The organism is Vibrio sp. 99-8-1 (genome assembly GCF_013114595.1).
Classification (GTDB): domain Bacteria; phylum Pseudomonadota; class Gammaproteobacteria; order Enterobacterales; family Vibrionaceae; genus Vibrio.
In genome coordinates this window covers 16,973-42,756 of record NZ_VTXE01000013.1, presented here as the reverse complement: position 1 = coordinate 42,756, position 25,784 = coordinate 16,973, and the positions used below count along the sequence as shown (strand labels likewise).

Annotated in this window: 23 protein-coding genes; 15 read left to right on the top strand and 8 right to left on the bottom strand. The window is 41.9% G+C overall.

The annotated features are described in order from the left end of the window. Nucleotides 1-93: 93 nt before the first annotated feature. Complete coding sequence (gene gap / locus F0227_RS09080) at nucleotides 94-1,089, bottom strand: type I glyceraldehyde-3-phosphate dehydrogenase (RefSeq protein ID WP_171752877.1); 996 nt, start codon at nucleotides 1,087-1,089, stop codon at nucleotides 94-96. Between the two features lie 337 nt (nucleotides 1,090-1,426). Between gap and msrB the strand changes: the two genes are divergently transcribed. After that, the gene (gene msrB / locus F0227_RS09075) at nucleotides 1,427-1,822 is read left to right on the top strand and encodes a peptide-methionine (R)-S-oxide reductase MsrB (protein ID WP_171752876.1); all 396 of its coding nucleotides are present in this window, start codon (nucleotides 1,427-1,429) and stop codon (nucleotides 1,820-1,822) included. 113 nt (nucleotides 1,823-1,935) lie between these two features. Here the strand turns inward: msrB and F0227_RS09070 are convergent, their stop codons facing one another. Further along, the gene (locus F0227_RS09070; protein WP_171752875.1) at nucleotides 1,936-2,748 is read right to left on the bottom strand and encodes a DUF2989 domain-containing protein; all 813 of its coding nucleotides are present in this window, start codon (nucleotides 2,746-2,748) and stop codon (nucleotides 1,936-1,938) included. Nucleotides 2,749-2,863: 115 nt separating this feature from the next. On the opposite strand from F0227_RS09070, the gene F0227_RS09065 reads away from it, so the two are divergent. Then, nucleotides 2,864-3,148: a DUF1315 family protein gene (locus F0227_RS09065; protein ID WP_171752874.1), complete on the top strand. Its 285-nt coding sequence runs from the start codon at nucleotides 2,864-2,866 to the stop codon at nucleotides 3,146-3,148. Nucleotides 3,149-3,227: 79 nt separating this feature from the next. Here F0227_RS09065 and ansA read toward each other — a convergent pair whose 3' ends face one another. Continuing rightward, the gene (ansA, locus tag F0227_RS09060; RefSeq protein WP_171752873.1) at nucleotides 3,228-4,241 is read right to left on the bottom strand and encodes an asparaginase; all 1,014 of its coding nucleotides are present in this window, start codon (nucleotides 4,239-4,241) and stop codon (nucleotides 3,228-3,230) included. A 119-nt stretch (nucleotides 4,242-4,360) separates the two neighbouring features. Then, nucleotides 4,361-6,217, bottom strand: coding sequence for a signal peptide peptidase SppA (gene sppA, locus F0227_RS09055; protein WP_171752872.1), 1,857 nt, complete (start codon nucleotides 6,215-6,217; stop codon nucleotides 4,361-4,363). 182 nt (nucleotides 6,218-6,399) lie between these two features. Here sppA and F0227_RS09050 point away from each other — a divergent pair, with 182 nt between their 5' ends. Both F0227_RS09050 and F0227_RS09045 read left to right on the top strand, forming a co-directional pair. Next, entirely contained in the window at nucleotides 6,400-8,403 is a 2,004-nt protein-coding gene (locus tag F0227_RS09050) for an NADPH-dependent 2,4-dienoyl-CoA reductase (protein ID WP_171752871.1), read from the top strand. Between the two features lie 64 nt (nucleotides 8,404-8,467). Then, nucleotides 8,468-9,016, top strand: coding sequence for an NAD(P)H nitroreductase (locus F0227_RS09045; RefSeq protein WP_171752870.1), 549 nt, complete (start codon nucleotides 8,468-8,470; stop codon nucleotides 9,014-9,016). Between the two features lie 83 nt (nucleotides 9,017-9,099). Here the strand turns inward: F0227_RS09045 and F0227_RS09040 are convergent, their stop codons facing one another. After that, nucleotides 9,100-9,840, bottom strand: a complete 741-nt coding sequence (locus tag F0227_RS09040; RefSeq protein ID WP_171752869.1) for a YciK family oxidoreductase — start codon at nucleotides 9,838-9,840, stop codon at nucleotides 9,100-9,102. A gap of 90 nt (nucleotides 9,841-9,930) precedes the next feature. Here F0227_RS09040 and sohB point away from each other — a divergent pair, with 90 nt between their 5' ends. The 7 genes from sohB to pyrF all read left to right on the top strand — a co-directional run bounded on the left by sohB (nucleotide 9,931) and on the right by pyrF (nucleotide 16,485). Then, nucleotides 9,931-10,992, top strand: coding sequence for a protease SohB (gene sohB / locus F0227_RS09035; RefSeq protein ID WP_171752868.1), 1,062 nt, complete (start codon nucleotides 9,931-9,933; stop codon nucleotides 10,990-10,992). A 363-nt stretch (nucleotides 10,993-11,355) separates the two neighbouring features. Further along, entirely contained in the window at nucleotides 11,356-12,036 is a 681-nt protein-coding gene (gene cmk / locus F0227_RS09030; RefSeq protein WP_171752867.1) for a (d)CMP kinase, read from the top strand. Nucleotides 12,037-12,134: 98 nt separating this feature from the next. Beyond that, nucleotides 12,135-13,805: a 30S ribosomal protein S1 gene (rpsA, locus tag F0227_RS09025; RefSeq protein WP_171752866.1), complete on the top strand. Its 1,671-nt coding sequence runs from the start codon at nucleotides 12,135-12,137 to the stop codon at nucleotides 13,803-13,805. A 72-nt stretch (nucleotides 13,806-13,877) separates the two neighbouring features. Next, on the top strand, nucleotides 13,878-14,159 hold the full coding sequence (gene ihfB / locus F0227_RS09020; RefSeq protein ID WP_171752865.1) for an integration host factor subunit beta: 282 nt from the start codon (nucleotides 13,878-13,880) through the stop codon (nucleotides 14,157-14,159). A gap of 141 nt (nucleotides 14,160-14,300) precedes the next feature. Then, complete coding sequence (locus tag F0227_RS09015) at nucleotides 14,301-14,576, top strand: lipopolysaccharide assembly protein LapA domain-containing protein (RefSeq protein WP_171752864.1); 276 nt, start codon at nucleotides 14,301-14,303, stop codon at nucleotides 14,574-14,576. Between the two features lie 20 nt (nucleotides 14,577-14,596). Then, nucleotides 14,597-15,766, top strand: a complete 1,170-nt coding sequence (gene lapB / locus F0227_RS09010; RefSeq protein WP_171752863.1) for a lipopolysaccharide assembly protein LapB — start codon at nucleotides 14,597-14,599, stop codon at nucleotides 15,764-15,766. A 23-nt stretch (nucleotides 15,767-15,789) separates the two neighbouring features. After that, nucleotides 15,790-16,485: an orotidine-5'-phosphate decarboxylase gene (pyrF, locus tag F0227_RS09005; protein WP_171752862.1), complete on the top strand. Its 696-nt coding sequence runs from the start codon at nucleotides 15,790-15,792 to the stop codon at nucleotides 16,483-16,485. 85 nt (nucleotides 16,486-16,570) lie between these two features. On the opposite strand, the gene miaE is transcribed toward pyrF, so the two are convergent. After that, a complete protein-coding gene (gene miaE, locus F0227_RS09000; protein ID WP_171752861.1) occupies nucleotides 16,571-17,356 on the bottom strand; it encodes a tRNA isopentenyl-2-thiomethyl-A-37 hydroxylase MiaE in 786 nt (261 codons plus the stop codon). 183 nt (nucleotides 17,357-17,539) lie between these two features. Continuing rightward, nucleotides 17,540-18,304: a DNA repair protein gene (locus tag F0227_RS08995; RefSeq protein WP_171752860.1), complete on the bottom strand. Its 765-nt coding sequence runs from the start codon at nucleotides 18,302-18,304 to the stop codon at nucleotides 17,540-17,542. Between the two features lie 327 nt (nucleotides 18,305-18,631). Between F0227_RS08995 and cysB the strand changes: the two genes are divergently transcribed. Together cysB and F0227_RS08985 are read left to right on the top strand one after the other, a co-directional pair. Beyond that, nucleotides 18,632-19,606 (top strand): HTH-type transcriptional regulator CysB, encoded by a 975-nt coding sequence (gene cysB / locus F0227_RS08990; protein ID WP_171752859.1) that lies wholly within the window; start codon nucleotides 18,632-18,634, stop codon nucleotides 19,604-19,606. 61 nt (nucleotides 19,607-19,667) lie between these two features. Continuing rightward, on the top strand, nucleotides 19,668-20,915 hold the full coding sequence (locus F0227_RS08985; protein ID WP_171752858.1) for a methyltransferase: 1,248 nt from the start codon (nucleotides 19,668-19,670) through the stop codon (nucleotides 20,913-20,915). Between the two features lie 95 nt (nucleotides 20,916-21,010). On the opposite strand, the gene ald is transcribed toward F0227_RS08985, so the two are convergent. Continuing rightward, nucleotides 21,011-22,135 carry an alanine dehydrogenase gene (gene ald, locus F0227_RS08980; RefSeq protein WP_171752857.1) on the bottom strand — a complete coding sequence of 375 codons (1,125 nt, stop codon included), beginning with the start codon at nucleotides 22,133-22,135 and terminating at the stop codon, nucleotides 21,011-21,013. Nucleotides 22,136-22,311: 176 nt separating this feature from the next. Here ald and lrp point away from each other — a divergent pair, with 176 nt between their 5' ends. Then, the gene (gene lrp, locus F0227_RS08975) at nucleotides 22,312-22,806 is read left to right on the top strand and encodes a leucine-responsive transcriptional regulator Lrp (protein ID WP_171752856.1); all 495 of its coding nucleotides are present in this window, start codon (nucleotides 22,312-22,314) and stop codon (nucleotides 22,804-22,806) included. 156 nt (nucleotides 22,807-22,962) lie between these two features. Further along, nucleotides 22,963-25,761, top strand: a complete 2,799-nt coding sequence (locus F0227_RS08970; protein ID WP_171752855.1) for a DNA translocase FtsK 4TM domain-containing protein — start codon at nucleotides 22,963-22,965, stop codon at nucleotides 25,759-25,761. Nucleotides 25,762-25,784: the final 23 nt, after the last annotated feature.

Genomic DNA, 25,784 nt, shown 5'->3' with positions numbered 1-25,784 from the left:
TAATCTGCTTATACAAGTCGCATAATTTAAATACAAAAAAGGCGACACAATGGCCGCCTTTTCACTCTTTCAAAGAAAGTCTTTAACTAATGCTTACTTAGAGATGTGAGCAACTAGGTCAAGAACTTTGTTTGAATAACCGATTTCGTTATCGTACCAAGATACAACTTTAACGAATTTGTCAGTTAGTGCGATACCTGCTTTAGCATCGAATACAGAAGTTTGTACTTCACCGATGAAGTCTTGAGAAACAACAGCATCTTCAGTGTAGCCAAGAACGCCTGCTAGTTCACCTTCAGAAGCTTCTTTCATTGCTGCACAGATAGTTTCGTAAGATGCGCCTTTCTCTAGATTAACTGTTAGGTCAACTACAGAAACGTTAGCAGTTGGTACACGCATAGCCATACCAGTTAGTTTGCCGTTTAGCTCAGGAAGAACAACGCCTACTGCTTTAGCTGCACCAGTTGATGATGGGATGATGTTCTGAGAAGCACCACGACCACCACGCCAGTCTTTAGCTGAAGGACCATCTACAGTTTTTTGAGTTGCTGTAGTTGCGTGAACTGTTGTCATAAGACCAGATTCGATACCGAACTTGTCGTTAAGAACTTTAGCGATTGGCGCTAGGCAGTTAGTAGTACAAGAAGCGTTAGAAACGATGTCTTGGCCAGCGTAAGTCGCGTGGTTTACGCCCATAACGAACATTGGAGTTGCGTCTTTAGAAGGACCTGTAAGAACAACTTTCTTAGCACCAGCAGTGATGTGCTGACGTGCAGTTTCGTCAGTTAGGAAAATACCTGTTGCTTCAGCAACAACGTCAACACCAATTTCGTCCCACTTAAGGTCAGTTGGGTTACGCTCAGCAGTTACACGTACAGTTTTACCGTTAACGATTAGGTTACCGCCTTCAACTTCAACAGTACCGTTGAAACGGCCGTGAGTTGAATCGTACTTAAGCATGTATGCCATGTATTCTACGTCGATAAGGTCATTAATACCTACAACTTCGATGTCATTGCGCTCTACTGCAGCACGGAATACGAAACGACCGATACGGCCAAAACCGTTAATACCTACTTTGATAGTCATTATTGTTGCTCCACAACTTTAATTTCTGATGAAAGATAAACTGGTAGTAAAATTACAGAATCCAGTAATTGTCTGCAACAGATAATCGGTCTTTACTTGTTTAATGTCAAAAAAATCGTATGCTTTTTTCAACATTTACCTATGAGCGATTAAAAATTGTGCTTTTACCGCGAAAAACTGTTGTCTACTGACCAAAAAAGAATTTTTTACTCACATAAATAAATGGATCATTACGTTGAGTGACAAAGTATGTGCTACAAACTGACAATTTAGCAAGTTTTTGTGACAAAATCGGGTCATAGTATAAAAGGTCGACAATAAAGGAAGTAAAAATAAGATGGCTATTGATGATAAAAAAAGCGAAGATTATTGGCGTAACCAATTGACTAGTGAGGAGTTTTTGGTTTGTCGCCAACAAGGTACAGAAGCGCCGTTTTCTGGAAAGCTGCTACACAATAAAGAGTCTGGCGAATATCTATGTACATGTTGTAAGGCAGCGCTATTTCACTCACGTAATAAGTATGACTCAGGGTGCGGCTGGCCTAGCTTCGATGCAGCGATAAATGATAAAGCAATACGTTATTTGAAGGACTCAAGTCATGGTATGGAGAGGGTAGAGATACGTTGCGCTCAATGTGATAGTCACTTGGGTCATATATTTCCAGATGGCCCAGCAACGACAGGAGAACGTTTTTGCGTTAATTCTGTGTCGTTAAATTTCTCCAAAGAATAGCTGAATGTTGTTAACTAACCGTCATTTTGTATTTTTTTTTCAAAATAGGTTAAAAATTACACCAGCAAAATAAATAATACATAATTTTGCTGGTGTCTGAAGTTGTTTACTTGTTAAAACTTGGGTAATAGCGAATGACGGTAATTGCCTTCCTCGATGGCATCGACAATGGTATCGGCAATTTTTTTCAACTTCTCTTTTTTCTCATCACTAAATTGATAGAGCACCATTAAGTTGCGTTCAGAAGCCACGGGTAATTCAAACTCTTTTCCGACCAAAACCCAAATATAGGCATGCTCTTTTCGTTTCAACGCGTGGTTTGTACTGGCTAACGATTCAATAATATGAGTATTAAAATTATCGGGGTCACTTAATGTTAATGCGTTATTTAGCAGGCGAATACTCTTTTCCCTATCTCGGGTGACATAATAGGTTGCTAGAGCATATTGCAGCTCTGCGGTTTGTACCTGTCTGGAGTTTTCTAACTTAAGGAACTGTCTTAATGCGTGGCTGTCACCTTGAGTCCACAAGAAATAGAGGGCTTGTGGTGAGTCGGACTGTTTAAGCTCTTCAAGAATGCGCTTTTTTTCATCGTAAGTATGCATTAGAGCAGTAAATCGTTGCTCTTTTTTATTGCCGACTTTGCTGGGTTCAATTTGAGCAGCAAGATCCAAACATTTTTGATATGCATGAACGTATTGAAACTCTTTAATTTTGTTTTCATCAGTAGGAGAAGCAAGAACTTCTTTTCGGTGCCAAACAAGGTCGGTTCTAGGCACCCGACATTGCCCATCATTCATATTCAAAGGTTCGCAACGAAGGGCTGGTGTTTTTGCGCATAACTCTTTGGTATTGACTCTACCTTCTAGACAACCAGATAAAAGTATTGAGCTACTGACGACTATGATAAGGGGGGTAATATTCATATTTTATTCTTGTGCCTGTGATCAAATACGCTATTTCAGCGCGTTAGTATTGACTAAGTTTTATTGCCCGTTAACGTCACAAAAGATTTATTTCCAAGGAACAGGACCTCTTTAAGTGAATACTGAACAACTGGTTAATGCCATTACTCCAGAAGCGTACGAAAGATTACTATATGCTGTTGAAACAGGCAAATGGCCTGATGGAACTCTGTTATCTCAAGAACAAAGAGATAATTGCATGCAAGCAATGATGCTTTATCAATCCAAGCATAATACGAATCCTGAGCATATGACGGTTGCTGCAGGAGGTGAAATCAGCTTTAAATCTAAGTCTGAACTAAAAAAAACCTTCTCTAAAACAGAAGCCGATATTGTTCGTAGTAAGCTGCACGATTCGTAAGATGACAGCCGTTGGCCACATTATTATGTGGCCAGTATCACTTTTCATGCAGACGCCTGACATCATTACAAGATGGTTCTTACAGGCTCATTTCGTTTCTTAGTACTTTTTGCATTTCAACTTTTACTTCTTCATAGCTTAAATTTTGACTTAATAAAAAGTGCAATTTAGCTAGCGCAGCTTCAGGTGTCATGTCGAAGCCGCTAATAACTCCCGCTTCAGCTAACGCACATCCTGTAGCGTACCCTCCCATGTTCACTTTTCCAGCTAAACATTGAGTGAGATTTACCACGATGACCCCTCTCTCTGATGCCTCTTTTAAATGCCCTAATAGCTCTGGATTCTGAGGCGCATTGCCAACACCAAAGGTCAGTAGAATCATGGCATTGACAGGTTGCATCAATGTATTGCGTATTACCTCATGAGAGATGCCTGGATACATGGTGATCACACCAATAGGCTGTGGAGTAATATCATGCAGTTTAAAGTCACCTAGAGGCTTTTTATCGACTTCGGCGTGGCTATTTACCTGAATGTTAATTCTTGCCTCCAATAGCGGCGGTTCATTTGGAGAGGTGAACGCATTAAAGCCATCAGCATGAGATTTTGTACTGCGGTTTCCGCGTAGAAGCTGATTATTAAAGAAGAGAGTGACTTCATTGATTGGGTAGTTGGCCGCAATGTGGAGTGCATTTAATAGATTTGCTTGGCCGTCCGAACGCATTTCCGCTAATGGGATTTGAGAGCCAGTTACAATAACGGGTTTGGCTAAATTCTCTAACATAAAGGAGAGAGCTGATGCCGTATAGGCCATGGTGTCAGTGCCATGCAAAATCACAAAGCCATCATATTTATGGTAGTTCGCTTTGATATCGTCAGCAATTTGCTGCCAATCTGCTGGAGACATATCTGATGAATCTATCAATGGTTCATATTCATGGATAGTGTATTCAGGCATTTCTGGACGATGAAACTCTGGCATCCAAGCAAGCTCTTTTTCCATATAATTTGCTACAGGAACGTAGCCATTTTTGGATTTTTGCATGCCAATGGTGCCACCAGTATAGGCAATATAGATGTGTTTTTTAATCATGATGATAGAAAATCTTCAGATGGAAAGAGAGCGGGATTATAACGTAACTGATGATATAAAAAATAGCGACCTAAGCCGCTATTTTAGGGATGAGTTAGCAAAATTTGTATAAAGCCTAATTACTCCACACTGCAGGTTAAGCAGACGGAATAAAACCCTTTCGGATCATTGAGTGTGGATAACAGTTCGCTGTCTGCAATCACTTGCTTAGATAACGGCACTAACGCCTCTGGTAAGTGCTGAGTGATATCTATACCTGTAGTAATGCGAATATTATCAGTTAACTCCTGAAGGAACTGCTCTGTGGTTGAAAGAGGCTCTTCCACCCAGTAGAGGTTGTACTCTTCCATATTGGCTAATTCTGCTGCAGCGCTAATGGCATCATCAAAATCGCCCATCTGATCAACTAGGCCCGCACTCATCGCATCAAAGCCAGTCCAAACTCTGCCTTGTGCAACGGCATCGACCTTTTCAATGGCAAGGTTTCGGCTGTCACTTACTAATGATATGAATCGTTGATAACCGTTTTCAATACCAAGTTGAATAGCTTGGCCTGCTTGTTCTGATATTCCTCTTGTAATGCCAACCCCTGAAAACGGAGTCGTGCCCACGCCGTCACTATAGACACCAAGCTCGTTGAGGCTTTTTTCAAAGGTTGTTATGACACTAAATATACCTATAGAGCCCGTTAGGGTGGTGGGCTGAGCAATAATGCGATCAGCGTTCATGGAAATCCAGTATCCTCCAGAAGCTGCGACGCTAGACATAGAAACCACGATAGGTTTTCCGGTGGCTTTAATTGCGGCGACTTCGTTGCGAATGACTTCGGAGGCAAACACACTTCCACCGGGGCTATCAACTCGAAGAACAACGGCTTTAATGTCATCGTCATTGCGCGCTTGTCGAAGAAGTGCGGCTACAGTGTCACCACCAACAGACCCTCTTGGTTGTTTGCCGTCAATTATGGTTCCGCTAGCAACCACTACTGCAATATCATCGGCATCAGAATCGTAATTACTGTTTTGGGTCAATTGATAGTCGTAGTAGCTAATGGCTTTATAACTATCTTTTCCTTCCTTACCAAATGCATCGGCAAGTTCAGCACGTATTTGTTGGCGAGTAGCGAGTGCATCGACTAAGCCATTATCTACTGCGAATTTGGCTAAATCACCATTGGTTGCTTGCAGTTTCTCAAGAAACTCTGCCATTGATGGGTTAATGGCATTATGATTTATCTGCCTGTTTGAGGCGACATCTGACACATATGCTCCCCACAGTTGAGATAGCCACGCGGATGCAGATTGCTTGGCTTCTTCTGACATATTGTCGCGAATAAATGGCTCAATTGCTGATTTATACGTACCAACCCTGAAAACGTGTGTATTTATGTCTAGCTTTTCGAGCAAAGTTTTATAATAAAGCGGGTAGCTGCCGTATCCTCTAAGCATCACTGCACCAATGGGTGAGAGATATATTTTGTCAGCATAACTGGCCAAATAGTATTGGCTTTGACTATAAAACTCGCCAATAGCGTAGACTGGTTTCCCGGATGCCTTAAATTGGTTAATGGCTTTAGCGATATAACGCAATTTAGTTAAGTTCGTTTCGGGCATTTCTCTCAGGCTTAATACTAAGCCTGAGATGTTGTCATCTTTTGCTGCATGGCGAATGGTCTCGACAATATCAAAGAGAACCGATTCTTTTGGCATATCTTGACCAAATAGCGAGCCTGTTAATGAATCCATTGGATTAATATATCTTCTCTGCTCCACGATCGGGCCAGACAGATTCAGTACCAATGCGCTGGCCTCTTGGATTGCAGGAGCAGAAGGTAGTTTTTGGGATTGTTGGTAACCAAAATAGATCATCGCGAGGACAAAAAAGAAAAACAGATTAAAAATGGCCAAGCGGATAAAGTTAATAACCTTCCAAATACCTTTAAAAATCATGCCTATAAATTTAAAAACTTTTCTCATGTGTTCTCCACAGATATAAAACTTGTCGCGATAAAACGTTTGAAACTTATCCTACTTGATAAATAAAAAAAATACACTCAAGATTGATCAATGTTGCATAAATGTAAACGCTTGTTTGATTTTTGATCTCATTGTGAATATTCTGGTCTGACCATAACTACAAAAAGAATGTGAATGTCGCTATGTATCCAAATTTATTGCAACCATTAGACCTAGGGTTTACTCAGTTAAAAAACAGAGTATTGATGGGGTCAATGCATACCGGGCTAGAAGAGCACAAAGAGGGGCTGCAAAAGCTTGCTGCTTTCTATGAAGAGCGAGCGAAAGGTGGTGTTGGGCTTATTGTGACTGGGGGTTTTTCACCTAATTTGCGCGGACGTCTTCATCCGCTAAGTGCTGAATTTAGTAAACCAAAGCATGCTAAAGCACATAAAGTTGTTACAGAAGCGGTTCATAAACACGACGCAAAAATCGCATTGCAGATTTTGCATGCTGGGCGTTACGCCATGCACCCTTTCTCGCAAAGTGCCTCTGGAATGAAAGCACCTATTTCCAAATTTGCTCCTAGCGAGATGAGTGAACGCCAAATTAAAAAGACCATAGATGCGTTTGCTAATAGTGCCGCCTTAGCTCAGTTAGCGGGGTATGATGGCGTAGAGGTGATGGGCTCGGAAGGGTACCTAATAAATCAGTTCATCTGTAAACGAACCAATATGCGTTACGATCAATGGGGGGGTAATTACAAGAAGCGCATGCGTTTCCCTATTGAGATTGTTAAAGCCATTAGAAAAATAGTTGGCGAAGAATTTATTATTATATTCCGACTTTCGATGCTGGACTTAGTGGAAGACGGAAGTACGTTTGATGACGTCATTATGCTGGCAAAAGCATTGGAAGATGCAGGTGTGACGATCATTAATAGTGGTATCGGTTGGCATGAAGCGAGAATTCCCACCATCGCGACTCAAGTTCCTCGTGCCGCGTTTACCTGGGTATCCGAAAAACTTAAGCCTCATGTCAACGTGCCCGTTGTCACTTGTAATAGAATTAATACTCCTGAAGAGGCCGAGAGAGTGCTGGCTTCAGGTCATTCAGATATGGTTTCCATGGCAAGGCCATTTCTAGCGGATGCTGAGTTTGTAAATAAAGCCGCACAGCAGACGCCACAGCTGATAAATACCTGTATTGGCTGTAATCAGGCTTGTTTAGACAATATATTTCAAGGTAAAAGAGCGAGCTGTTTGGTTAACCCAAGAGCTTGTTATGAGACCGAAATCAAGGTTAAAACTGTCGAAGACAAAAAGAGAGTGGCGGTAATAGGGGCGGGGCCTGCAGGTCTTTCTGCGGCGACGGTTGCAGCTGAAAGAGGCCATTACGTCGATCTCTATGAAAAAAGCGATCGAATTGGTGGTCAGTTTAGATTGGCTATGCAAATTCCGGGTAAAGAAGAATTTAGAGAAACCATTCGTTATTTCGCGAATTTAATCGAAACTACAGGGGTTAATCTCAAATTAAATTGCGAAGCAAAGTTTGATGATCTCAAAGGCTACGATGAGATTATTATGGCTTCAGGTGTTGAACCAAGGCTGCCAGAAATCAAAGGTATCACTAACAAGCAGAAAGTGATCGATTATCAGACGTTAATACGTGAGAAGACCCCGGTCGGTGAGAAGGTGGCGATTGTTGGTGCTGGAGGCATAGGTATAGATATCGCCACTATGCTAACAGAGCCAGAGAATCACAGTTTATTTGACTGGCTACATGAATGGGGCGTGGATACCGAGCTGACACACCCTGGAGGTTTATATCCGCACCTTGATGCCGTCACCGATAAAACAGTCTGGGTATTACAAAGACGTAAGAGTCGAGTCGGTAAAGGCCCCGGAAAAACCACTGGCTGGATTCATAAACGCACATTAGAAAAAAGAGGCGTCCACCTTATGGGCGGTGTTAGCTATGAATCCATCGATGATCAAGGCCTGCACATTAAAAATAATGGTGCAGAGCAGCTGCTTGATGCCGATACCATCGTTATCTGTGCTGGGCAGGAATCGGTCAAACCATTTGCAGATAGATGGAAAGAGCTGGGCGATAAACTGCATATTATCGGTGGAGCGGATAAAGCGGGTGAACTGGATGCGGTTAGAGCGATTCGTCAAGGCATGGAAATCGCCATTGCATTGTAATGAAATTGTGAATAGAACGTGGTAAAGTGATAGTAATTCTCATTTAGCCAGTAAAAGGATGAACATGGACGCATTGGATCTGTTACTTAATCGTCGTTCTATTGCTCGATTAGCAGCGCCTGCGCCTGAAGGTGTAGCATTAGAAAATATCATTAAAGCAGGGCTGAGAGCTCCAGATCATGGTGGATTAACACCATGGCGATTTGTTATTTCCCAAGGAGAGGGGCTAGCGAAATTAGCGGATATTTTGGTTAATGCGGCTCAATCTGAAGATAGTTCATCGGCAGTGCTTGATAAATTGTCGAAAGCACCCTTTAGAGCTCCTATGGTGATCACTGTGATTGCTAAAGTGACGGAGCATAATAAAGTCCCCATGATTGAGCAGTACTTATCTGCAGGTTGTGCTGCACAGGCGATGCAGATGGCTGCTGTTGCACAAGGCTTTCAAGGTTTTTGGCGCTCAGGTAGTTGGATGTTTCATCCGGAAGTGCATAAAGCGTTAGGACTAGAAGGAGAGGATCAAATCGTCGGTTTTCTCTATTTGGGTAGCGCGGACTGCACACCACTAAAAGTACCAGAAAGAGATTTGAGTAAGTTTGTCGAGTATTTATAGTCTCTTTAAATGCTTTCTACTAAAACGGCGCTAATCTGCTGATTCAGATTAGCGCCGTTTTATATCACTTGAATAAAGCAATGTTATTTTGGTTGTGCATCAATACATTGGCCGTGAATTTCTTTGCCTTCTGGAGCCATTAAGTAAAGGTAGAGAGGCATAATATCTAACGGTGTTTTTAGCTCTTCACTGTCTTCAGCAGGGTAGGCTTTTGCGCGCATTCCTGTTCGTGTGGCACCGGGGTTGATGGCATTCACTCTGATATGGCTATCTGATAACTCATCCGCCAATATTTGCATCATGCCCTCAGTGGCGAATTTAGATATAGAGTAGGTTCCCCAATACGCTCTACCACTGTGACCTACGGTTGACGATGTAAAGATAATGCGAGCATCTTTTGATTTGCGCAAACTCGGTAGTATGGCTTGAGTCATTAAAAATTGAGCCTTTACATTGACTTGCATAATATCGTCAAAATTGTCTTCACTAATTTGATCAAATGGACTGATGACACCTAGCAGGCCTGCATTGTGTAACACACCATCTAATCGGCCAAATTGCTGCTCTATTGTTTCTGCCATATCTAGATAATTTTGTTTAGTGGCCCCTTTCATATCCAATGGGATGATGGCGGGTTGAGCGTAACCTGCGGCTTCAATTTCGTCATAAGTTTGTTCAAGTTTTTTTACGGTGCGGCCGAGTAAAATAACCGTTGCACCGTGTTGAGCGAAGCTTATCGCAGCTTGTTTTCCAATTCCGGCTCCGGCGCCAGTAACTAATATGACTTTATCCTTAAGAGAGTCTAATGAAACTGAATAATTCACTATGATTTTTTCCTATTTTTATTAACTTTTTATTGGTAATCGTGACAACTTAGTTACAATACACCAATTCAAACCATTGGGGATATCAGATTGGAATTTTTGTTGGACTATGGCCTGTTTTTAGCCAAGATTGCGACGTTTGTTGTCGCTATCGCTGCCATTTTAATTGTGGCTAAAGTGGTAAGTGGTAAACAAGGCGCCTCTAAAGGTGAATTGGAAATTACTAATTTAACCGAGAAGCACAAAGAGAATATTGATGTGATGGAACATCATTTACATGATGGCACCTTCATTAAAGAGCGTGACAAAGCAGAAAAGAAAGCAGAGAAAGAGAAAACAAAGAAACGTAATAAAGAAGTTAAGAAAGCCGCAAAGGAAGGTACGTTAGAACTCACCCGAGAGCCTCATCTGTTTGTTTTGGAATTTAACGGTAGTATTGATGCAAAAGAAGTAACGTCACTTCGTGAAGAAGTCACGGCAATACTGTCCGTGGCGCGTGAAGGTGATGAGGTGCTGCTTAAATTAGAGTCTGGCGGTGGCATGGTCCACGCTTATGGTTTGGCCTCGTCTCAGTTAGATAGAATTAAATCAGCCAATATCCCATTAACGATTTCGGTTGATAAGGTCGCAGCTAGCGGCGGTTATATGATGGCATGTATTGCGGACAAAATTGTTTCAGCGCCTTTTGCTATAGTTGGTTCAATCGGTGTTATTGCCCAACTGCCGAACTTTAATAAATTGTTGAAAAAACATGATATTGAGTATGAGCAGCTTACTGCGGGAGAGTACAAGCGAACCATTACTATGTTTGGTGAAAACACAGATAAAGCGAGAGATAAGTTTAAACAGGAGCTAGAAGAAACGCATGTTCTGTTTAAAGACTTTATTCGTGACCATCGGCCAGAGCTTGAGCTAGAAAAAGTGGCGACAGGTGAACATTGGTTCGGTACACAAGCTAAAGAGTTAGGTTTGGTTGATGAGATCATGACCTCTGATGATATTGTTGTAGCAGCGTGTAATGAAAAAACGGTATTGTCTGTGCGTTATGTACAAAAGAAAAAAATGACAGATAAACTGGCTCGAATAGGCGGTGATGCTGCTGATCACCTATTAATGAAATGGTTGTCTCGCGGTCAGCGACCAATGATGTAACCTTTAATCGCTTATGGTTAACGATGGAATTTAAACAAACCCAGCTTGCTGGGTTTGTTTATTTTTCACCATAGCAGACTAGACATATCAGGATTTGCTGATTAATTCTCTCTTTTGCCTTTAATGTACTCGCCCTCAACTGCATTTCCTTTTATAATACGCCGCTGAAAATTACGTCGGCTGCCTATCACCGTTATAGATAAGTGAAATAATTCAACTACACTATAGCAACATAGTTTGCAACGACGTGGATATAGCATGTCTATTTGTGACACTTTGGAATTTGAACGGTTTTTTAAATTTAAATTTTCTAAGTTATTTCAATATTTTATTGCTGTATGTATTCACTAATTGGAGTAATTAATGTCGTCGAACACACCAGTTGTAACTGTTGATGGGCCTAGTGGTGCAGGTAAAGGCACACTATGTATGTTGCTAGCAGAAAAGTTAGGCTTTCATCTGTTGGATTCCGGTGCAATTTACCGAGTACTTGCACTTGCGGCTATTCATCATGGTGTTAATACTGAATCAGAAGATGATTTAGTACCTTTAGCTGCTCACCTAGATGTTCAGTTTATTGCTGAAGGTGATTTGGTCAAAGTTATCCTAGAAGGTGAAGATGTTTCTTCTGAACTTCGAAAAGAAGAAACGGGCAACGCGGCTTCTAAAGTTGCAGCATTTCCAAGAGTTCGAGAAGCATTGCTACGTCGTCAGCGCTCTTTTAGTAGTGAAGCGGGTTTAGTCGCTGATGGGCGAGATATGGGAACCGTTGTATTCCCTCAAGCTGAAGTGAAAATATTCTTAGATGCAAGTGCTGAAGAAAGGGCAAATCGACGCCTTAAGCAGTTGCAAGACAAGGGGTTAAGTGTTAAATTTGACCACCTTTTGCGCGAGATACAGGAGCGCGATGACCGAGACCGCAACCGAGCGGTAGCTCCGTTACGCCCTGCTGAAGGCGCTTTAGTGCTTGATTCTACATCACTTTCTATTGAAAAAGTGGTAGAAGAAGCAATGAAATATATCGAATCTAAATTGTCTCAATAAGAGGCAATAGGAGGTTGGTCGCATGGATGATGACCGGCTATTTTATCAACCCCACGCGGTAGGATGCCCGTGGAAGTTTACTATTGAAGATCAAATTAATGACTGAATCTTTCGCTCAACTCTTTGAAGAGTCTCTAAACGAACTAGAATTCCGCCCTGGTACTATTGTTAAAGGTACTGTTGTAGCAATCGAGAACGGTTTCGTTCTTGTTGACGCTGGCCTTAAGTCTGAGTCTGCTATCCCTGCTGAACAATTCAAGAACGCTGCTGGCGAACTTGAAGTTGAAATCGGTTCTGCAATCGACGTAGCTCTTGACGCAGTAGAAGACGGCTTTGGTGAAACTCAACTTTCTCGTGAGAAAGCTAAGCGTCACGAAGCTTGGATCGTACTTGAAAAAGCATACGAAGAAGCTGAAACTGTTGTTGGTATCATCAACGGTAAAGTTAAAGGTGGTTTCACTGTAGAACTTAACGGTATCCGTGCGTTCCTACCTGGTTCACTAGTAGATGTTCGCCCAATCCGCGACACTGCTCACCTAGAGAACAAAGAGCTAGAGTTTAAAGTAATTAAGCTAGATCAAAAACGCAACAACGTTGTTGTTTCTCGCCGTGCTGTTATCGAATCTGAAAACAGTGTTGAGCGTGATGAGCTTCTTGAAACTCTACAAGAAGGCAGCGAAGTTAAAGGTATCGTTAAGAACCTTACTGACTACGGTGCGTTCGTTGACCTTGGTGGTGTAGACGGTCTTCTTCACATTACAGATATGGCTTGGAAGCGTGTTAAGCACCCTTCTGAGATCGTAAATGTTGGTGATGAAATCCTAGTTAAAGTTCTTAAGTTTGACCGTGAGCGTACTCGCGTATCTCTAGGTCTTAAGCAACTAGGTGAAGATCCATGGGTAGCTATCGCTAAGCGTTACCCTGAAGGCCATAAACTAACTGGTCGTGTAACTAACCTGACTGATTACGGCTGCTTCGTAGAAATCGAAGAAGGCGTTGAAGGTCTAGTTCACGTTTCAGAAATGGATTGGACTAACAAGAACATCCACCCATCTAAAGTGGTTAACGTAGGCGACGAAGCTGAAGTTATGGTTCTTGAAATCGACGAAGAGCGTCGTCGTATTTCTCTAGGCCTGAAACAATGTAAAGCTAACCCTTGGCAGTCATTCGCTGAAGCACAAGCGAAAGGCGACAAAGTAACTGGTAAGATCAAGTCTATTACTGACTTTGGTATCTTTATCGGTCTTGAAGGCGGCATTGACGGTCTTGTACACCTATCTGATATTTCATGGAACGTTGCTGGTGAAGAAGCGGTTCGTGATTATAAGAAAGGCGATGAAATCTCTGCAGTTGTTCTTGCAGTTGATGCAGAGCGTGAGCGTATTTCTCTTGGCGTTAAGCAAATGGAAAACGACCCGTTCAACGCATTTGTTGCTGACAACAAAAAAGGTACTCTAGTTAACGGTACTGTAACTGCAGTTGACGCAAAAGGTGCTACAATTGAAATTGTAGAGGGCGTTGAAGGTTACATCCGTACTGCTGAAGTATCACGTGACCGCGTTGAAGATGCATCTCTAATCCTAAGTGTTGGCGATAGTGTTGAAGCGAAATTTACTGGTGTTGACCGTAAGAATCGCGTAATCAACCTTTCTGTTAAAGCGAAGGATGAAGCTGAAGAGCAAGAAGCAATGGCATCACTGAACAAGCAAGAAGACGGCGGGTTCACAAATGCTATGGCAGACGCATTCAAGGCTGCTAAAGGCGAATAATCGCTAGAGGGAGCCTTAATTGGCTCCCTTTTTTCGATTGGGACTTTTACGATATAAGTGATGAGGGTAAATATGACTAAGTCTGAATTAATAGAAAGACTCTGTGCTGAGCAAACTCACCTGTCTGCAAAAGAGATTGAAGATGCTGTGAAAGATATTTTAGAGCATATGGCGTCTACTTTAGAAAGTGGAGATCGCATAGAAATTCGTGGTTTTGGTAGCTTCTCATTGCATTATCGCGAGCCTAGAGTCGGACGCAACCCTAAAACAGGGGAGAAGGTTGAACTTGATGGTAAATATGTACCTCATTTTAAACCAGGCAAAGAGCTACGTGAACGCGTAGATATTAGCTAAAACACTCTGTTTAGAGTTATAAAAAAGCGGCATATTTTGATATGCCGCTTTTTTATGAACGGAATAAAGCTATAGCCATGGTTTGTCGATGCGATTTACTGCATAATCAGAGGTTAGCGAATTCTTCAGGAGTAATAAGCCGTGAAAATTATAAAAACTATTCTAATTATCGCCCTGTTTTTGGTAGCGCTTGCATTAGGTGCTCAAAACCAAGAAGTTGTTAGTTTCAATTATCTGTTAGCAAAAGGTGAGTTCCATCTCTCTACGTTATTAGGTGTGGTATTTGTTTCTGGCTTTGCATTGGCATGGTTGATTGTGGGTAGTGTTCAACTTAAATCTAAACTCACTATTCGACGCTTAAACCGCCAATTGAAAAAATCTCAAACTAAACAACTTTCTACAGAGGCAAAAGCCTAGTAGATATGCAGACTTGTTAGATGTTAGAACTACTTTTCTTGCTATTACCAATTGCGGCTGCCTATGGCTGGTACATGGGCAATCGTAGTGCGCGGCATGATAAACAAGAACAGTCACATCAAATATCCAGACAGTATGTAGCAGGTCTAAACCTGCTTTTATCTGATCAATCAGATAAGGCAGTAGACCATTTTATTGAGCTGCTGCAAGTCGATAATGAAACCATTGATACTCACCTTGCTTTGGGAAACCTCTTTCGTTCACGAGGAGAGGTAGACAGAGCCATCCGTATCCACCAAAACTTAATATCCCGACAAGGTCTAACCATTGACCAAAAACACATAGCACTACAACAGTTAGCTAAAGACTATATGGTGTCGGGTTTCCTCGACCGTGCGGAAAAAATATTTGAACAACTTGTTGATGATCCTTCACATCGCGAAGCTGCGTTAACGCAGTTAGTCGCTATATATCAGCAAACTCGGGAGTGGAGCAAAGCGATCCATTATGCGACGGCGCTGGTTAAATTAGGTCGAAAACGTATGTCGACCAATATTGCCCACTTCTGGTGTGAGTTGGCAAGCATTGAACAGAATGAAGAGAAAATACCGAAAGCGATTCTCTATTTTAAACGTGCGTTATCAGAAGATGCCATGTGCGTTCGTGCCAGTATCTCTTTAGGTAAGCTGTATCTAGACAAAGAAGATTATAAAAATACCATTCGTTATATGGAAATGGTGTTGGATCAAGATATCGACTTTATCGGTGAGGTGCTACCAACATTAGCTGACTGCTATCACCACCTAGGCCAAGAAGAGCAACTGGTGGAATTCTTACGTGCCTGCATAGATAAAAAAGCAGGGGTATCAGCGGAATTGATGTTGGCACAAATGGTGGCTCATCACGAAGGCGTCGCATCGGCCCAGATGCTGCTAACAAGGCACCTTTTAAGAAATCCAACCATGAAAGGGTTTCACCGTTTAATGGATTATCATTTGGCTGAGGCCGAAGAAGGACGAGCAAAAGAGAGTTTGACGACGTTGCGCTCTCTTGTTGGCGAACAACTTAAGATAAAACCGCATCACCGATGTCGAAAGTGCGGCTTTTCCACTCATTCTCTCTATTGGCACTGCCCATCATGCAAAGGTTGGGGAACAATAAAGCCAATACGAGGGTTGGATGGTGAATAGAGATAAACATAACAGGAGATAAAATGTTGGACCAAAAAGTTATAGTGGCGCTGGATTATGATAATCAAAAAGATGCACTCGCTTTTGTAGATAAAATCGATGCTAATTCATGTCGTCTAAAAGTGGGTAAAGAGATGTTTACCCTGTTTGGTCCAGAGTTTGTAAAGCAACTTCACCAGCGTGGTTTCTCGGTATTTCTTGACCTAAAATTTCATGATATTCCCAATACATGCTCAAAGGCGGTAAGAGCAGCGGCTGAGCTTGGTGTATGGATGGTGAATGTTCATGCTAGTGGTGGAGAACGAATGATGTCAGCATCACGCGACATTCTTCAGCCTTATGGCAATGATCGACCACTGCTTATCGGAGTGACAGTATTAACCAGCATGGAGCAGCATGATTTAGTCTCCCTTGGGCTGGATGTTACACCGGAGCAGCAGGTTAAGCGTTTAGCTCAATTAAGCAAAAACAGCGGATTGGATGGTGTGGTCTGTTCTGCACAAGAATCACTGATGCTTAAAAATGAACTAGGAAGTGATTTTAAACTGGTTACTCCGGGGATTCGTCCTGCTGGAAGTGCGGTTGGTGATCAAAAGCGAATTATGACGCCAGTAGAGGCCATTAGAGCAGGTTCTGACTATTTAGTAATAGGCCGACCTATAACACAAGCTGAACATCCTTCAGACGTCTTAGCGCAAATTAACGCCACCTTACTATAATTGAGCTTCTTCTGGATTGGATAGTTAATGCTATTGGCATTGTTTATAGCATTAACTATTTGTTCTTTAACGGCGCTTTTGCTAATTAACGGCTCGGCAATTGATCATTTTTAATGTTCGGCACGCCACTGTGAAATCGAAACTCCGTATCCGCTTGCATGATTAACTCTGCTTCTACTTTGGCAAAATACTTGACTCGTTCTGAAATATCATCAGCGGCTATATGCTGTGCAAGTGTTAAATAATCTTGATAGTGCCTTGCTTCTGACCGCAACAGTGAAATATAAAACTTACCAATATCAGCATTTAAATGTGGTGCCAGTTTGGCAAAACGTTCGCAAGAACGAGCTTCAATAAAAGCGCCTATTATCAGCTTATCAATCAGCGCGGCTGGCTCAAAAGTGCGGACGTGCTTAATTAAGCCTTTTGCATAGCGACTTGCAGTAATTGGGCGATACTTTAAACCTTGCTCCTCAATAATTTCTAATACTTGATAGAAGTGGTGTAACTCCTCCCGAATAAGTAGAACCATCTTATCTATCATATCTTGCCCGTATGGACAGTTGTCTTTTGGCTTGATGGATTTAGATATATTGCTCTTGCCTCTGAGCGATTCAAGGTTACCAATACGCTTATAAGCAAACTGCTCGTAGGGTTCAACAAGTTCATTGATTTGTTGTATACCTTCATCAGTTAGAACGTAGCGTTTTAATAGGAATACCGCACTCTGTGATGCTTTTAATTCGCAGAGCAGATGATCCCGTAAAATCACAGATAGATTTTCTGGCTTACGAGCTTCATCGATCCAAGAATCAGGTGTTGAGCAGTTAAGAAAGTTATTGATGGGTTCTAATAATTTATGATGGCACATTTGTCATAGCTTCAGTAAAAACTTGCCAGCAATGATAACACGCTAGACACGTCTGTAGTTTGAGCGGCACATTTTAGTTGAGAATGTTAGAGAGAGCCGTGGTATGGATAAAGAAAAGGCCGCGTTATGCGACCTTGATTTCTATCTTTACGGTTTAATTTGTGGTGAACAGGATTTGTGTCGTTACCACTTTTTCTTTTCACCGAACAAAGCTTTCATATCGTTATCACGCTCTTTCTCTTCTTGAGCCAACATCTCTTCAGAGCCTTTGCTCTTAGAGTTGGACTCAAGTTCACCAAGCATTGCTTGCAGTTTATCTCTTGCTTGATTTGAGTAACTGTCATTCTTAGGCGCAAGGACATCGATGCCTTTCTTCAATAATTGACGAGCAGTACCAGCCTGACCACGAACCATGGCTTCATTAGTACGCTTAATTACATTTTCGATATTGATACGAAGTTGAATGGTTTCTAAACGAGCGTTTTCTGCTACATAAGCTTGAGTGTTAAAACGCCCTTTATTGTGCTCGCTTCTAATGGTATCTCTTAAGCGTTTAACCAGCTTCAGCATGACAATGGCTTGTTTGTCACTGCTTGGTGTTTTAAATGGCGTGCTTTCGCCGCTGCCGCTATTGGCTTTTAATTGGGCAATCTGCCCCTTCATATTCTCAATACGTTGAGCAAGTTGCTTACTCTTGGGATCTAGCTCAAACATACTTTCTAGTGAGTCAAGAATACGTTGATTCAAACAAATCAACAGATCTTGGCTATAAGGAAGGTGATGGGCGTTACCGATCAAATCTTCCGTCGCATCAATAATTGCGATATAGCGAGATGACTCTTGCTTTCTAGACATTTCAATTTTTGTTTTGTATTGCAGCATCACGTTATAACCGATAACGAGAACCAACAACACAGCAACAAGAACAATAATTAAACCAATATTCATATATCTATATCTATTTTGAGAATGGTAAGTCAATCACTAGCATACACGATTCTAAAAGCTGACTACAGCCATTATCTATCAATGCATTTGTAATATTAGGAAAAAAAGCTATTCAGTCATTAATTATGTGTGGTCGCTTACAAAATTTAGCCTTGTGTACTTAATGGCATAATATGAAACCTTATTTCATCACTTGTACCTTATATAACTAGTGATTTTATCCGACTCCATTTTTGTTTCTACTTTCATTTATTGCCATTAAGCGTTATAACTATAATTTATAACTAGTAGGTATAAGTACTATAGTAAAGGAATGCGGGTAGTCAAATGAAATTACAACAACTGAAATATATTGTTGAGGTGGTCAACCATAACTTAAATGTATCGGCTACAGCAGAAAGTCTCTACACGTCTCAACCGGGCATTAGTAAACAAGTTCGCCTGCTAGAAGATGAGCTTGGTATCCAGATATTTGAGCGAAGTGGTAAGCATCTTACTCAAGTGACTACGGCGGGTGAGGATATTGTCCGAATTTCCAGAGAGATATTATCCAGAGTCGAAGGGATTAAATCCGTAGCTGGAGAACATACGCATCCGGAGATGGGAACATTAAATATTTCGACGACTCATACCCAAGCTCGTTATGCTTTGCCTGAAGTCATAAAAGGCTTTACTGCCCGATATCCAAAAGTCTCTTTGCATATGCATCAAGGCACGCCATCACAAATGTCTGAGGCTGTTGCCAAAGGTACGGCAAATTTTGCTATAGCCACAGAAGCACTGCATTTATATCAAGATGCCATTATGTTGCCTTGCTATCACTGGAATCGCTCTATTGTGGTGATGAAAGATCACCCACTCGCTCAAAAAGCAGAGTTAACAATTGAAGATTTAGCATCATTTCCACTGGTGACCTATGTCTTTGGTTTCACCGGACGATCTGAACTGGATACGGCATTTAATAGCGCAGGATTAACACCAAAAATTGTCTTTACTGCAACAGATGCCGATGTGATTAAAACCTATGTGAGAATGGGTATTGGTGTCGGTGTTATTGCCAGTATGGCGATTGATCAAGTGCAAGACTCGGATCTAGTGGTGATTGATGCTAGCCATATTTTCGGTGCAAGTACCACGAGTATCGGTTTCCGAAGAGGCACATTCTTACGCAGTTATATGTTTGATTTTATGGAAAGATTTGCACCTCATTTAACAAGACCTGTTGTTGAGCAAGCGATCTCTTTAAGGAACAGTGCTGAAATAGAAGAGATGTTTAAAGATATCGACCTACCTGTTCGATAAGTTAACACTTTTATTTGCCCTCATATCCCCCTACAATTCGGCCCTGCTATCAGGGGGATATATGCAGCATTTATTTGAGCAAATTGACGCTACACTTTGCCAGTACAAATCGCTTTGGCAAACTGAACCTTTTCATTTAAGTCGCCACTCCTCCTTACCATGGGAAACCAGTTTTGCTGATATTTGTCATTGGTTAGAACAGATAACACCTCAACAAATAGAGATCTACAAGAGCAATAGTTCTGCGTTAATCAGAGATATCTCTAAAGTATTCCCATCAGCGGCATCTTTTCCTTCTTTAACCCAGCTTGATGATTGGTCGCATCAAAACATTAATTTAGACTGTTCACCTCGTTTACATCAGGGAATTCCCGGTAGGAAATTGGCACAGATTAGCGCTATGGGGGCTTATGTTCTAGCAAATCATCAGGGTAATGAGTGGTTAGAATGGTGTTCTGGTAAGGGTTACTTAGGACGTATATTGGCGGTTAACTCTCAACAGCCAGTAACCAGCTTTGAATGGCAAGAAGCCTTGTGTTTACAGGGGCAGATAGAGGCTGATAAACAACAACTACCCATGCAATTTGTTCAGGGTGATGCATTAGCAGCTTCTTCTAGGGAGCTGCTAAAAGAAGATCAACACGCCGTCGCACTTCATGCATGCGGTGATTTACATACAAAGTTAATGCAGCATGCAGCCGATGCAAAAACGGCTGCTATTACTATTTCTCCTTGCTGCTACCATTTGGTTGCTGAAGATTATTATCAGCCGCTCTCTCCCGCTGCTAAATGTTCGAGTTTAATACTCTCAAGAGATATGCTGCGAATTCCATTGCAAGAAACGGTTACTGGGGGGAAACGAGTCGCTCGACATAGAGAGCAAGAGATGGTTTTTAGATTAGGGCTAGACAGCTTACTAAGAGAATCACTTCATGTTCAGGACTACATACCTGTGCCAAGCATCAAGAAATCAGAGTTATCTAAGGGTTTTGTTTATTTCTGTCAGTGGGCAGCAGAGAAAAAACAGTTAACCTTGCCTGATGCTGATTATGATCACTGGCTAGAAGTTGGGCAGCAACGGTTTTGGAAGATGGAAAAAATGAACCTTGTTCAGCAGTTATTTCGTCGTCTATTAGAAGTGTGGTTAGTGCTGGATAGAGGGCTATATCTGCAGCAACATGGCTACCATGTGTCGTTACATCAATTTTGTTGTCGGGAGATGACCCCTAGAAATATTTTGATACACGCTGTACTCAAGTGTTCTCAAGATGCAGGATTCAAAGCAACAAGTTCAGTTAAAGAAAAATAATTGAAAGAAGGGTAGCCACTTTCAATTATCCTATACCGCAATAAGCCCAATCATAGTGAAGATGATTGGGCTTATTGAAATAACTCTAACGTTTTCTAGCTGAACATAGTAATAGCGGTTTCTGGTGCTACGTACTCAAGATCAAAGCTTTCTGCGACTTCTTTGCAAGTTACTTTACCATGAATCACATTCAAGCCGTCCAAGAAACCTTTATCTGCAAGTAAAGCTTCTCTGTAACCTTTGTTAGCCAGTTTGATAATATAAGGTAGTGTTGCGTTGTTTAAGGCGAATGTGGAGGTTCTTGCTACGGCACCTGGCATATTCGCAACACAGTAGTGCACTACTTCATCAACAATGTAAGTTGGATCCGCGTGAGTTGTTGCGTGTGATGTTTCAAAACAACCACCTTGGTCAATAGCAACGTCAACAACCGCCGCCCCAGACTTCATTTTGGCGATATGTTCTTTAGTGACCAGTTTAGGTGCTGCTGCACCCGGAATTAGAACCGCGCCAATCACTAGATCCGCTTCTAGAATATGCTTGTCTAATGCGTCTTTGGTAGAATAAACCACTTTTGCCTGACCTTGGAACTCTTCATCTAGTGCTCGTAATGTATCGATGTTGCGATCAAGGATGGTTACGTCGGCACGAAGTCCTACCGCCATTCTCGCCGCATTTGATCCAACAACACCGCCGCCAATAACCACAACTTTTGCTGGTTCAACACCCGGTACGCCACCTAATAATAGTCCTCGACCACCGTGAGATTTCTCTAATGTTTGAGCGCCAGCTTGGATAGACATTCGGCCGGCAACTTCAGACATTGGTGCTAATAGTGGAAGACGACCCATATAATCTGTTACAGTCTCATAGGCTATACAGACAGCTTTACTCTTGATAAGCTCTTCTGTCTGTGGAAAATCTGGTGCAAGGTGTAGATAAGTGAACAATATTTGCCCTTCGCGCAGCATAGCACGCTCGACAGACTGAGGTTCTTTAACCTTAACAATCATTTCTGCTTTATCGAATATATCGGAAGCAGTAGGAAGAATGGATGCACCTGCAGCGATATAGTCATCATCTGAGAAGCCAATGCCTGAACCGGCGCTAGTTTCAACGAAGACTTGGTGACCATGAGAGATTAGTTCTCTTACACTTGCTGGTATCATGCCCACGCGGTATTCGTGGTTCTTGATTTCTTTTGGTACGCCAATGATCATCCTGACTCCTTAAGTATTATTGGTTGTATTGACTGGTGTGTAGGGAATTTTGTCGAATATAACTCTAACATTTCGACTTGAAGTTGATTATATCGGCTAAATGTTAATATATGGTGCTGAATATTAAGAAGTTGTAGAATATTTTTTTGCAAGGAAGTAATAAGGTGGAATAAAAAATGGCAGACAACTATAAAAAACCGTCCAAGGAACTCGATCGTATAGATCGAAATATATTGAATGAGCTGCAGAAAGACGGACGTATTTCTAATGTTGAACTGTCTAAGCGAGTAGGGCTTTCGCCTACACCTTGCTTAGAGAGGGTGAGACGATTAGAACGTCAAGGGTATATAAATGGTTATACCGCTCTGTTAAACCCGCAATATTTAGATGCATCTCTACTGGTTTTTGTAGAGATAACATTAAATCGTGGTGCACCAGATGTTTTTGAGCAGTTTAATGTAGCAGTACAAAAACTTGATGACATTCAAGAGTGTCATTTAGTTTCAGGTGATTTTGACTATCTTCTTAAAACACGCGTGTCAGATATGGGGGCGTATCGTAAACTGCTAGGTGATACTCTATTGAGATTACCAGGAGTAAACGACACTCGAACTTATGTTGTGATGGAAGAAGTAAAACAATCTAATCAATTGGTTATCAAAACACGATAATCAATTGTAAAGTCAAGAATCATTGAGCAAGCCTGAGAGCAGTATTCAATTAAGGCTTGTCTATCATTGGGTTTTTGCTCTATATATGATTAAATCATTTTAATAAACCGAGCGGCTTTAGCCGCTCGGACTGTTTATACAACGTTAGAAGTATCTATGTTCAAAGAGAACAATAATAAAGTCGAAACCATAATAAAGACTGGAGAGCAGAGCCCTCAGGTTCAACTGAACGGTGTCCAGCGTTTAAGAGAGTGTTGTTTCATTCTAGGCATCTCATTAGCGATGTTTTTAGCAATATCTCTGTATAGTTTTGATCCCGCCGATCCATCTTGGTCACAAACCTCATGGGGAGGGGAAGTAAAAAATGCAGCAGGAACCATAGGTGCATTGTTTGCTGACTCACTGTTATTTACTTTCGGTACTTTGGCTTTCACTCTGCCAATTATTACGCTGATGGCCACTTGGGCGTTTTTTAAGAAAAGAGCGGAAGATGAACCGATAGATTTAATGCTATGGGGAGCCCGGTTGTTGGGGCTTGTTGTCGTGATGCTGACCAGCTGTGGTTTAGCGAATATCAATTTTGATGATATTTGGTATTTTTCATCTGGTGGTGTTATTGGAGATGTACTCACTAGTTTTGCTTTACCATCTCTCAATGTACTGGGCAGTACCATTGTTTTTCTATTTATGTGGGGGGCAGGGTTAACCTTACTGACTGGAATTTCTTGGTTGGCTATTGTGGAATGGTTAGGTGATAGCACACTAAGTATTGTTACCGCCATTGTGAATAAATTAAGAGGAACCCCAGCAAATACTCTCACTGCTGATCTCTCCGTTGATAACCCTCTTGTTACTGCTCAATCGGAACAAATTACATTGTCTGATGACCATCATAGCATCATTGACGTTGATGATAGTCATGCTGATGTTTCTGTCAGTGGAGAAGAGCCATCTTCTCGCTTTAATATTCATATCCCTCAACAAACAACATCAGAGAAAGTAGAGACGGAGGTTAGCTCGACTACCGAAGCTGCTGCTGAGGTTGAAGTTAATCGAACAGAACATTTGTCTGCCACAATAGAAGAGCTAGAACAGGAAGCCTTTGACGCGGATGATCTCGCCAAGTCATCCTCCGCCAGCTATGCCCCTGTGCAGGTGGAAGAGCAAGAATCGCTTGCTAATCAGACTTCAACTATTGAGCATCTTGTTGAGCCAACGATGAATGTTGGTGATATTGATACGGTTATCGATGAAACGGATCTTCCTCAGGATAGATCAACACCAACAATTTCTGATCTGGACTCGCTAGCGGTTGAGCCAACGGTTGATGAACAAAATATTGAACAACAGAGTGATCCCGATGTTGTTGCTTTTCAGGACTTGGTTGAAGAAGCACAAAAAAATATGGCTGGTGCTGATAATCCATTCTTGCAGAAGAAAGAACAGAATTTGCCGGTTCCAACTTCTCCTATGCCGACACTGGAGCTGCTGTATCATCCAGAAAAACGAGAGAACCATATAGATAGAGCGGCTTTGGAAGAGATCGCCAGCTTGGTGGAAGCAAAACTGGCTGACTATAAGATCACTGCTAGAGTGGTGGACATTTTCCCCGGTCCGGTGATTACACGTTTTGAGCTAGATTTAGCGCCAGGGGTAAAAGTTAGTCGTATATCAAGCTTATCGATGGATTTAGCTCGTTCTCTCTCTGCCATGGCCGTTAGGGTGGTGGAAGTTATTCCTGGCAAACCTTATGTTGGGCTTGAGTTGCCTAATATGAGCCGACAAACGGTTTATCTTTCTGATGTAGTGAGTAGTGAGCAGTTTATTCAAGCGAAATCGCCTACAACAGTCGTACTAGGACAAGATATTGCCGGGGAAGCTGTGGTCGCTGACCTCGCGAAGATGCCTCACGTGTTGGTCGCGGGTACTACCGGCTCCGGTAAATCGGTTGGTGTTAATGTAATGATATTGAGCATGTTGTATAAATCCACACCAGAAGATGTTCGATTTATCATGATTGACCCTAAAATGCTCGAACTGTCGATTTACGAAGGTATTCCTCATCTGTTGTCGGAAGTGGTCACCGATATGAAGGACGCTTCTAACGCTCTGCGTTGGTGTGTAGGAGAGATGGAACGCCGCTACAAGCTAATGTCAGCTTTGGGGGTGAGAAATGTTAAAGGATTCAATGAAAAACTAAAAATGGCAGCAGATGCAGGCCATCCTATCCATGACCCGCTCTGGAATGCTGGCGATAGCATGGATACTGAGCCGCCACTATTAGAGAAACTGCCATACATTGTGGTGGTGGTGGATGAATTTGCTGACCTAATGATGGTTGTCGGTAAAAAAGTCGAAGAGTTGATTGCTCGTCTTGCTCAAAAAGCACGTGCAGCAGGTGTTCACTTAATCCTTGCTACGCAGCGTCCGTCAGTTGATGTTATTACCGGATTGATTAAAGCCAATATTCCTACCCGTGTCGCCTTTACGGTTTCAACCAAAACGGATTCAAGAACCATATTGGATCAAGGCGGAGCTGAGTCTCTATTGGGTATGGGGGATATGTTATATCTTCCTCCTGGTTCAAGTCATACAATACGCGTTCACGGGGCGTTTGCTTCCGACGATGATGTTCATTCAGTGGTTAATGATTGGAAGGCTCGAGGCAAGCCTCAGTATATTGATGCGATTACCCATGGAGATCAGTCACCGGATACTTTGTTACCTGGCGAGACAATGGAAGGTGATGAAGATACTGACCCATTATTTGATCAGGTTGTTGTTCATGTCACGGAGACAAGACGTGGTTCGGTATCTGGGGTTCAGCGTAAATTCAAAATTGGTTATAACCGAGCCGCTCGTATTGTCGAGCAGTTAGAAGCTCAGGGAATAGTGAGTGCTCCGGGGCACAATGGTAATAGAGAAGTACTTGCGCCTCCGCCAATAAAAGATTAGCCCGTGATTGAATGAACCTTTTC

Bases quoted from the DNA above. Each gene is read 5' to 3' on its own strand.
- lrp (WP_171752856.1), top strand. From the start codon at position 22,312: ATGGCAGACAACTATAAAAAACCGTCCAAGGAACTCGATCGTATAGAT.
- pyrF (WP_171752862.1), top strand. From the start codon at position 15,790: ATGTTGGACCAAAAAGTTATAGTGGCGCTGGATTATGATAATCAAAAA.
- F0227_RS08985 (WP_171752858.1), top strand. From the start codon at position 19,668: ATGCAGCATTTATTTGAGCAAATTGACGCTACACTTTGCCAGTACAAA.
- F0227_RS09045 (WP_171752870.1), top strand. From the start codon at position 8,468: ATGGACGCATTGGATCTGTTACTTAATCGTCGTTCTATTGCTCGATTA.
- F0227_RS08970 (WP_171752855.1), top strand. From the start codon at position 22,963: ATGTTCAAAGAGAACAATAATAAAGTCGAAACCATAATAAAGACTGGA.
- F0227_RS09050 (WP_171752871.1), top strand. From the start codon at position 6,400: ATGTATCCAAATTTATTGCAACCATTAGACCTAGGGTTTACTCAGTTA.
- miaE (WP_171752861.1), bottom strand. From the start codon at position 17,356: ATGTGCCATCATAAATTATTAGAACCCATCAATAACTTTCTTAACTGC.
- ald (WP_171752857.1), bottom strand. From the start codon at position 22,135: ATGATCATTGGCGTACCAAAAGAAATCAAGAACCACGAATACCGCGTG.
- ihfB (WP_171752865.1), top strand. From the start codon at position 13,878: ATGACTAAGTCTGAATTAATAGAAAGACTCTGTGCTGAGCAAACTCAC.
- sppA (WP_171752872.1), bottom strand. From the start codon at position 6,217: ATGAGAAAAGTTTTTAAATTTATAGGCATGATTTTTAAAGGTATTTGG.
- cmk (WP_171752867.1), top strand. From the start codon at position 11,356: ATGTCGTCGAACACACCAGTTGTAACTGTTGATGGGCCTAGTGGTGCA.
- cysB (WP_171752859.1), top strand. From the start codon at position 18,632: ATGAAATTACAACAACTGAAATATATTGTTGAGGTGGTCAACCATAAC.
- lapB (WP_171752863.1), top strand. From the start codon at position 14,597: ATGTTAGAACTACTTTTCTTGCTATTACCAATTGCGGCTGCCTATGGC.
- F0227_RS08995 (WP_171752860.1), bottom strand. From the start codon at position 18,304: ATGAATATTGGTTTAATTATTGTTCTTGTTGCTGTGTTGTTGGTTCTC.
- rpsA (WP_171752866.1), top strand. From the start codon at position 12,135: ATGACTGAATCTTTCGCTCAACTCTTTGAAGAGTCTCTAAACGAACTA.
- F0227_RS09070 (WP_171752875.1), bottom strand. From the start codon at position 2,748: ATGAATATTACCCCCCTTATCATAGTCGTCAGTAGCTCAATACTTTTA.
- ansA (WP_171752873.1), bottom strand. From the start codon at position 4,241: ATGATTAAAAAACACATCTATATTGCCTATACTGGTGGCACCATTGGC.
- gap (WP_171752877.1), bottom strand. From the start codon at position 1,089: ATGACTATCAAAGTAGGTATTAACGGTTTTGGCCGTATCGGTCGTTTC.
- msrB (WP_171752876.1), top strand. From the start codon at position 1,427: ATGGCTATTGATGATAAAAAAAGCGAAGATTATTGGCGTAACCAATTG.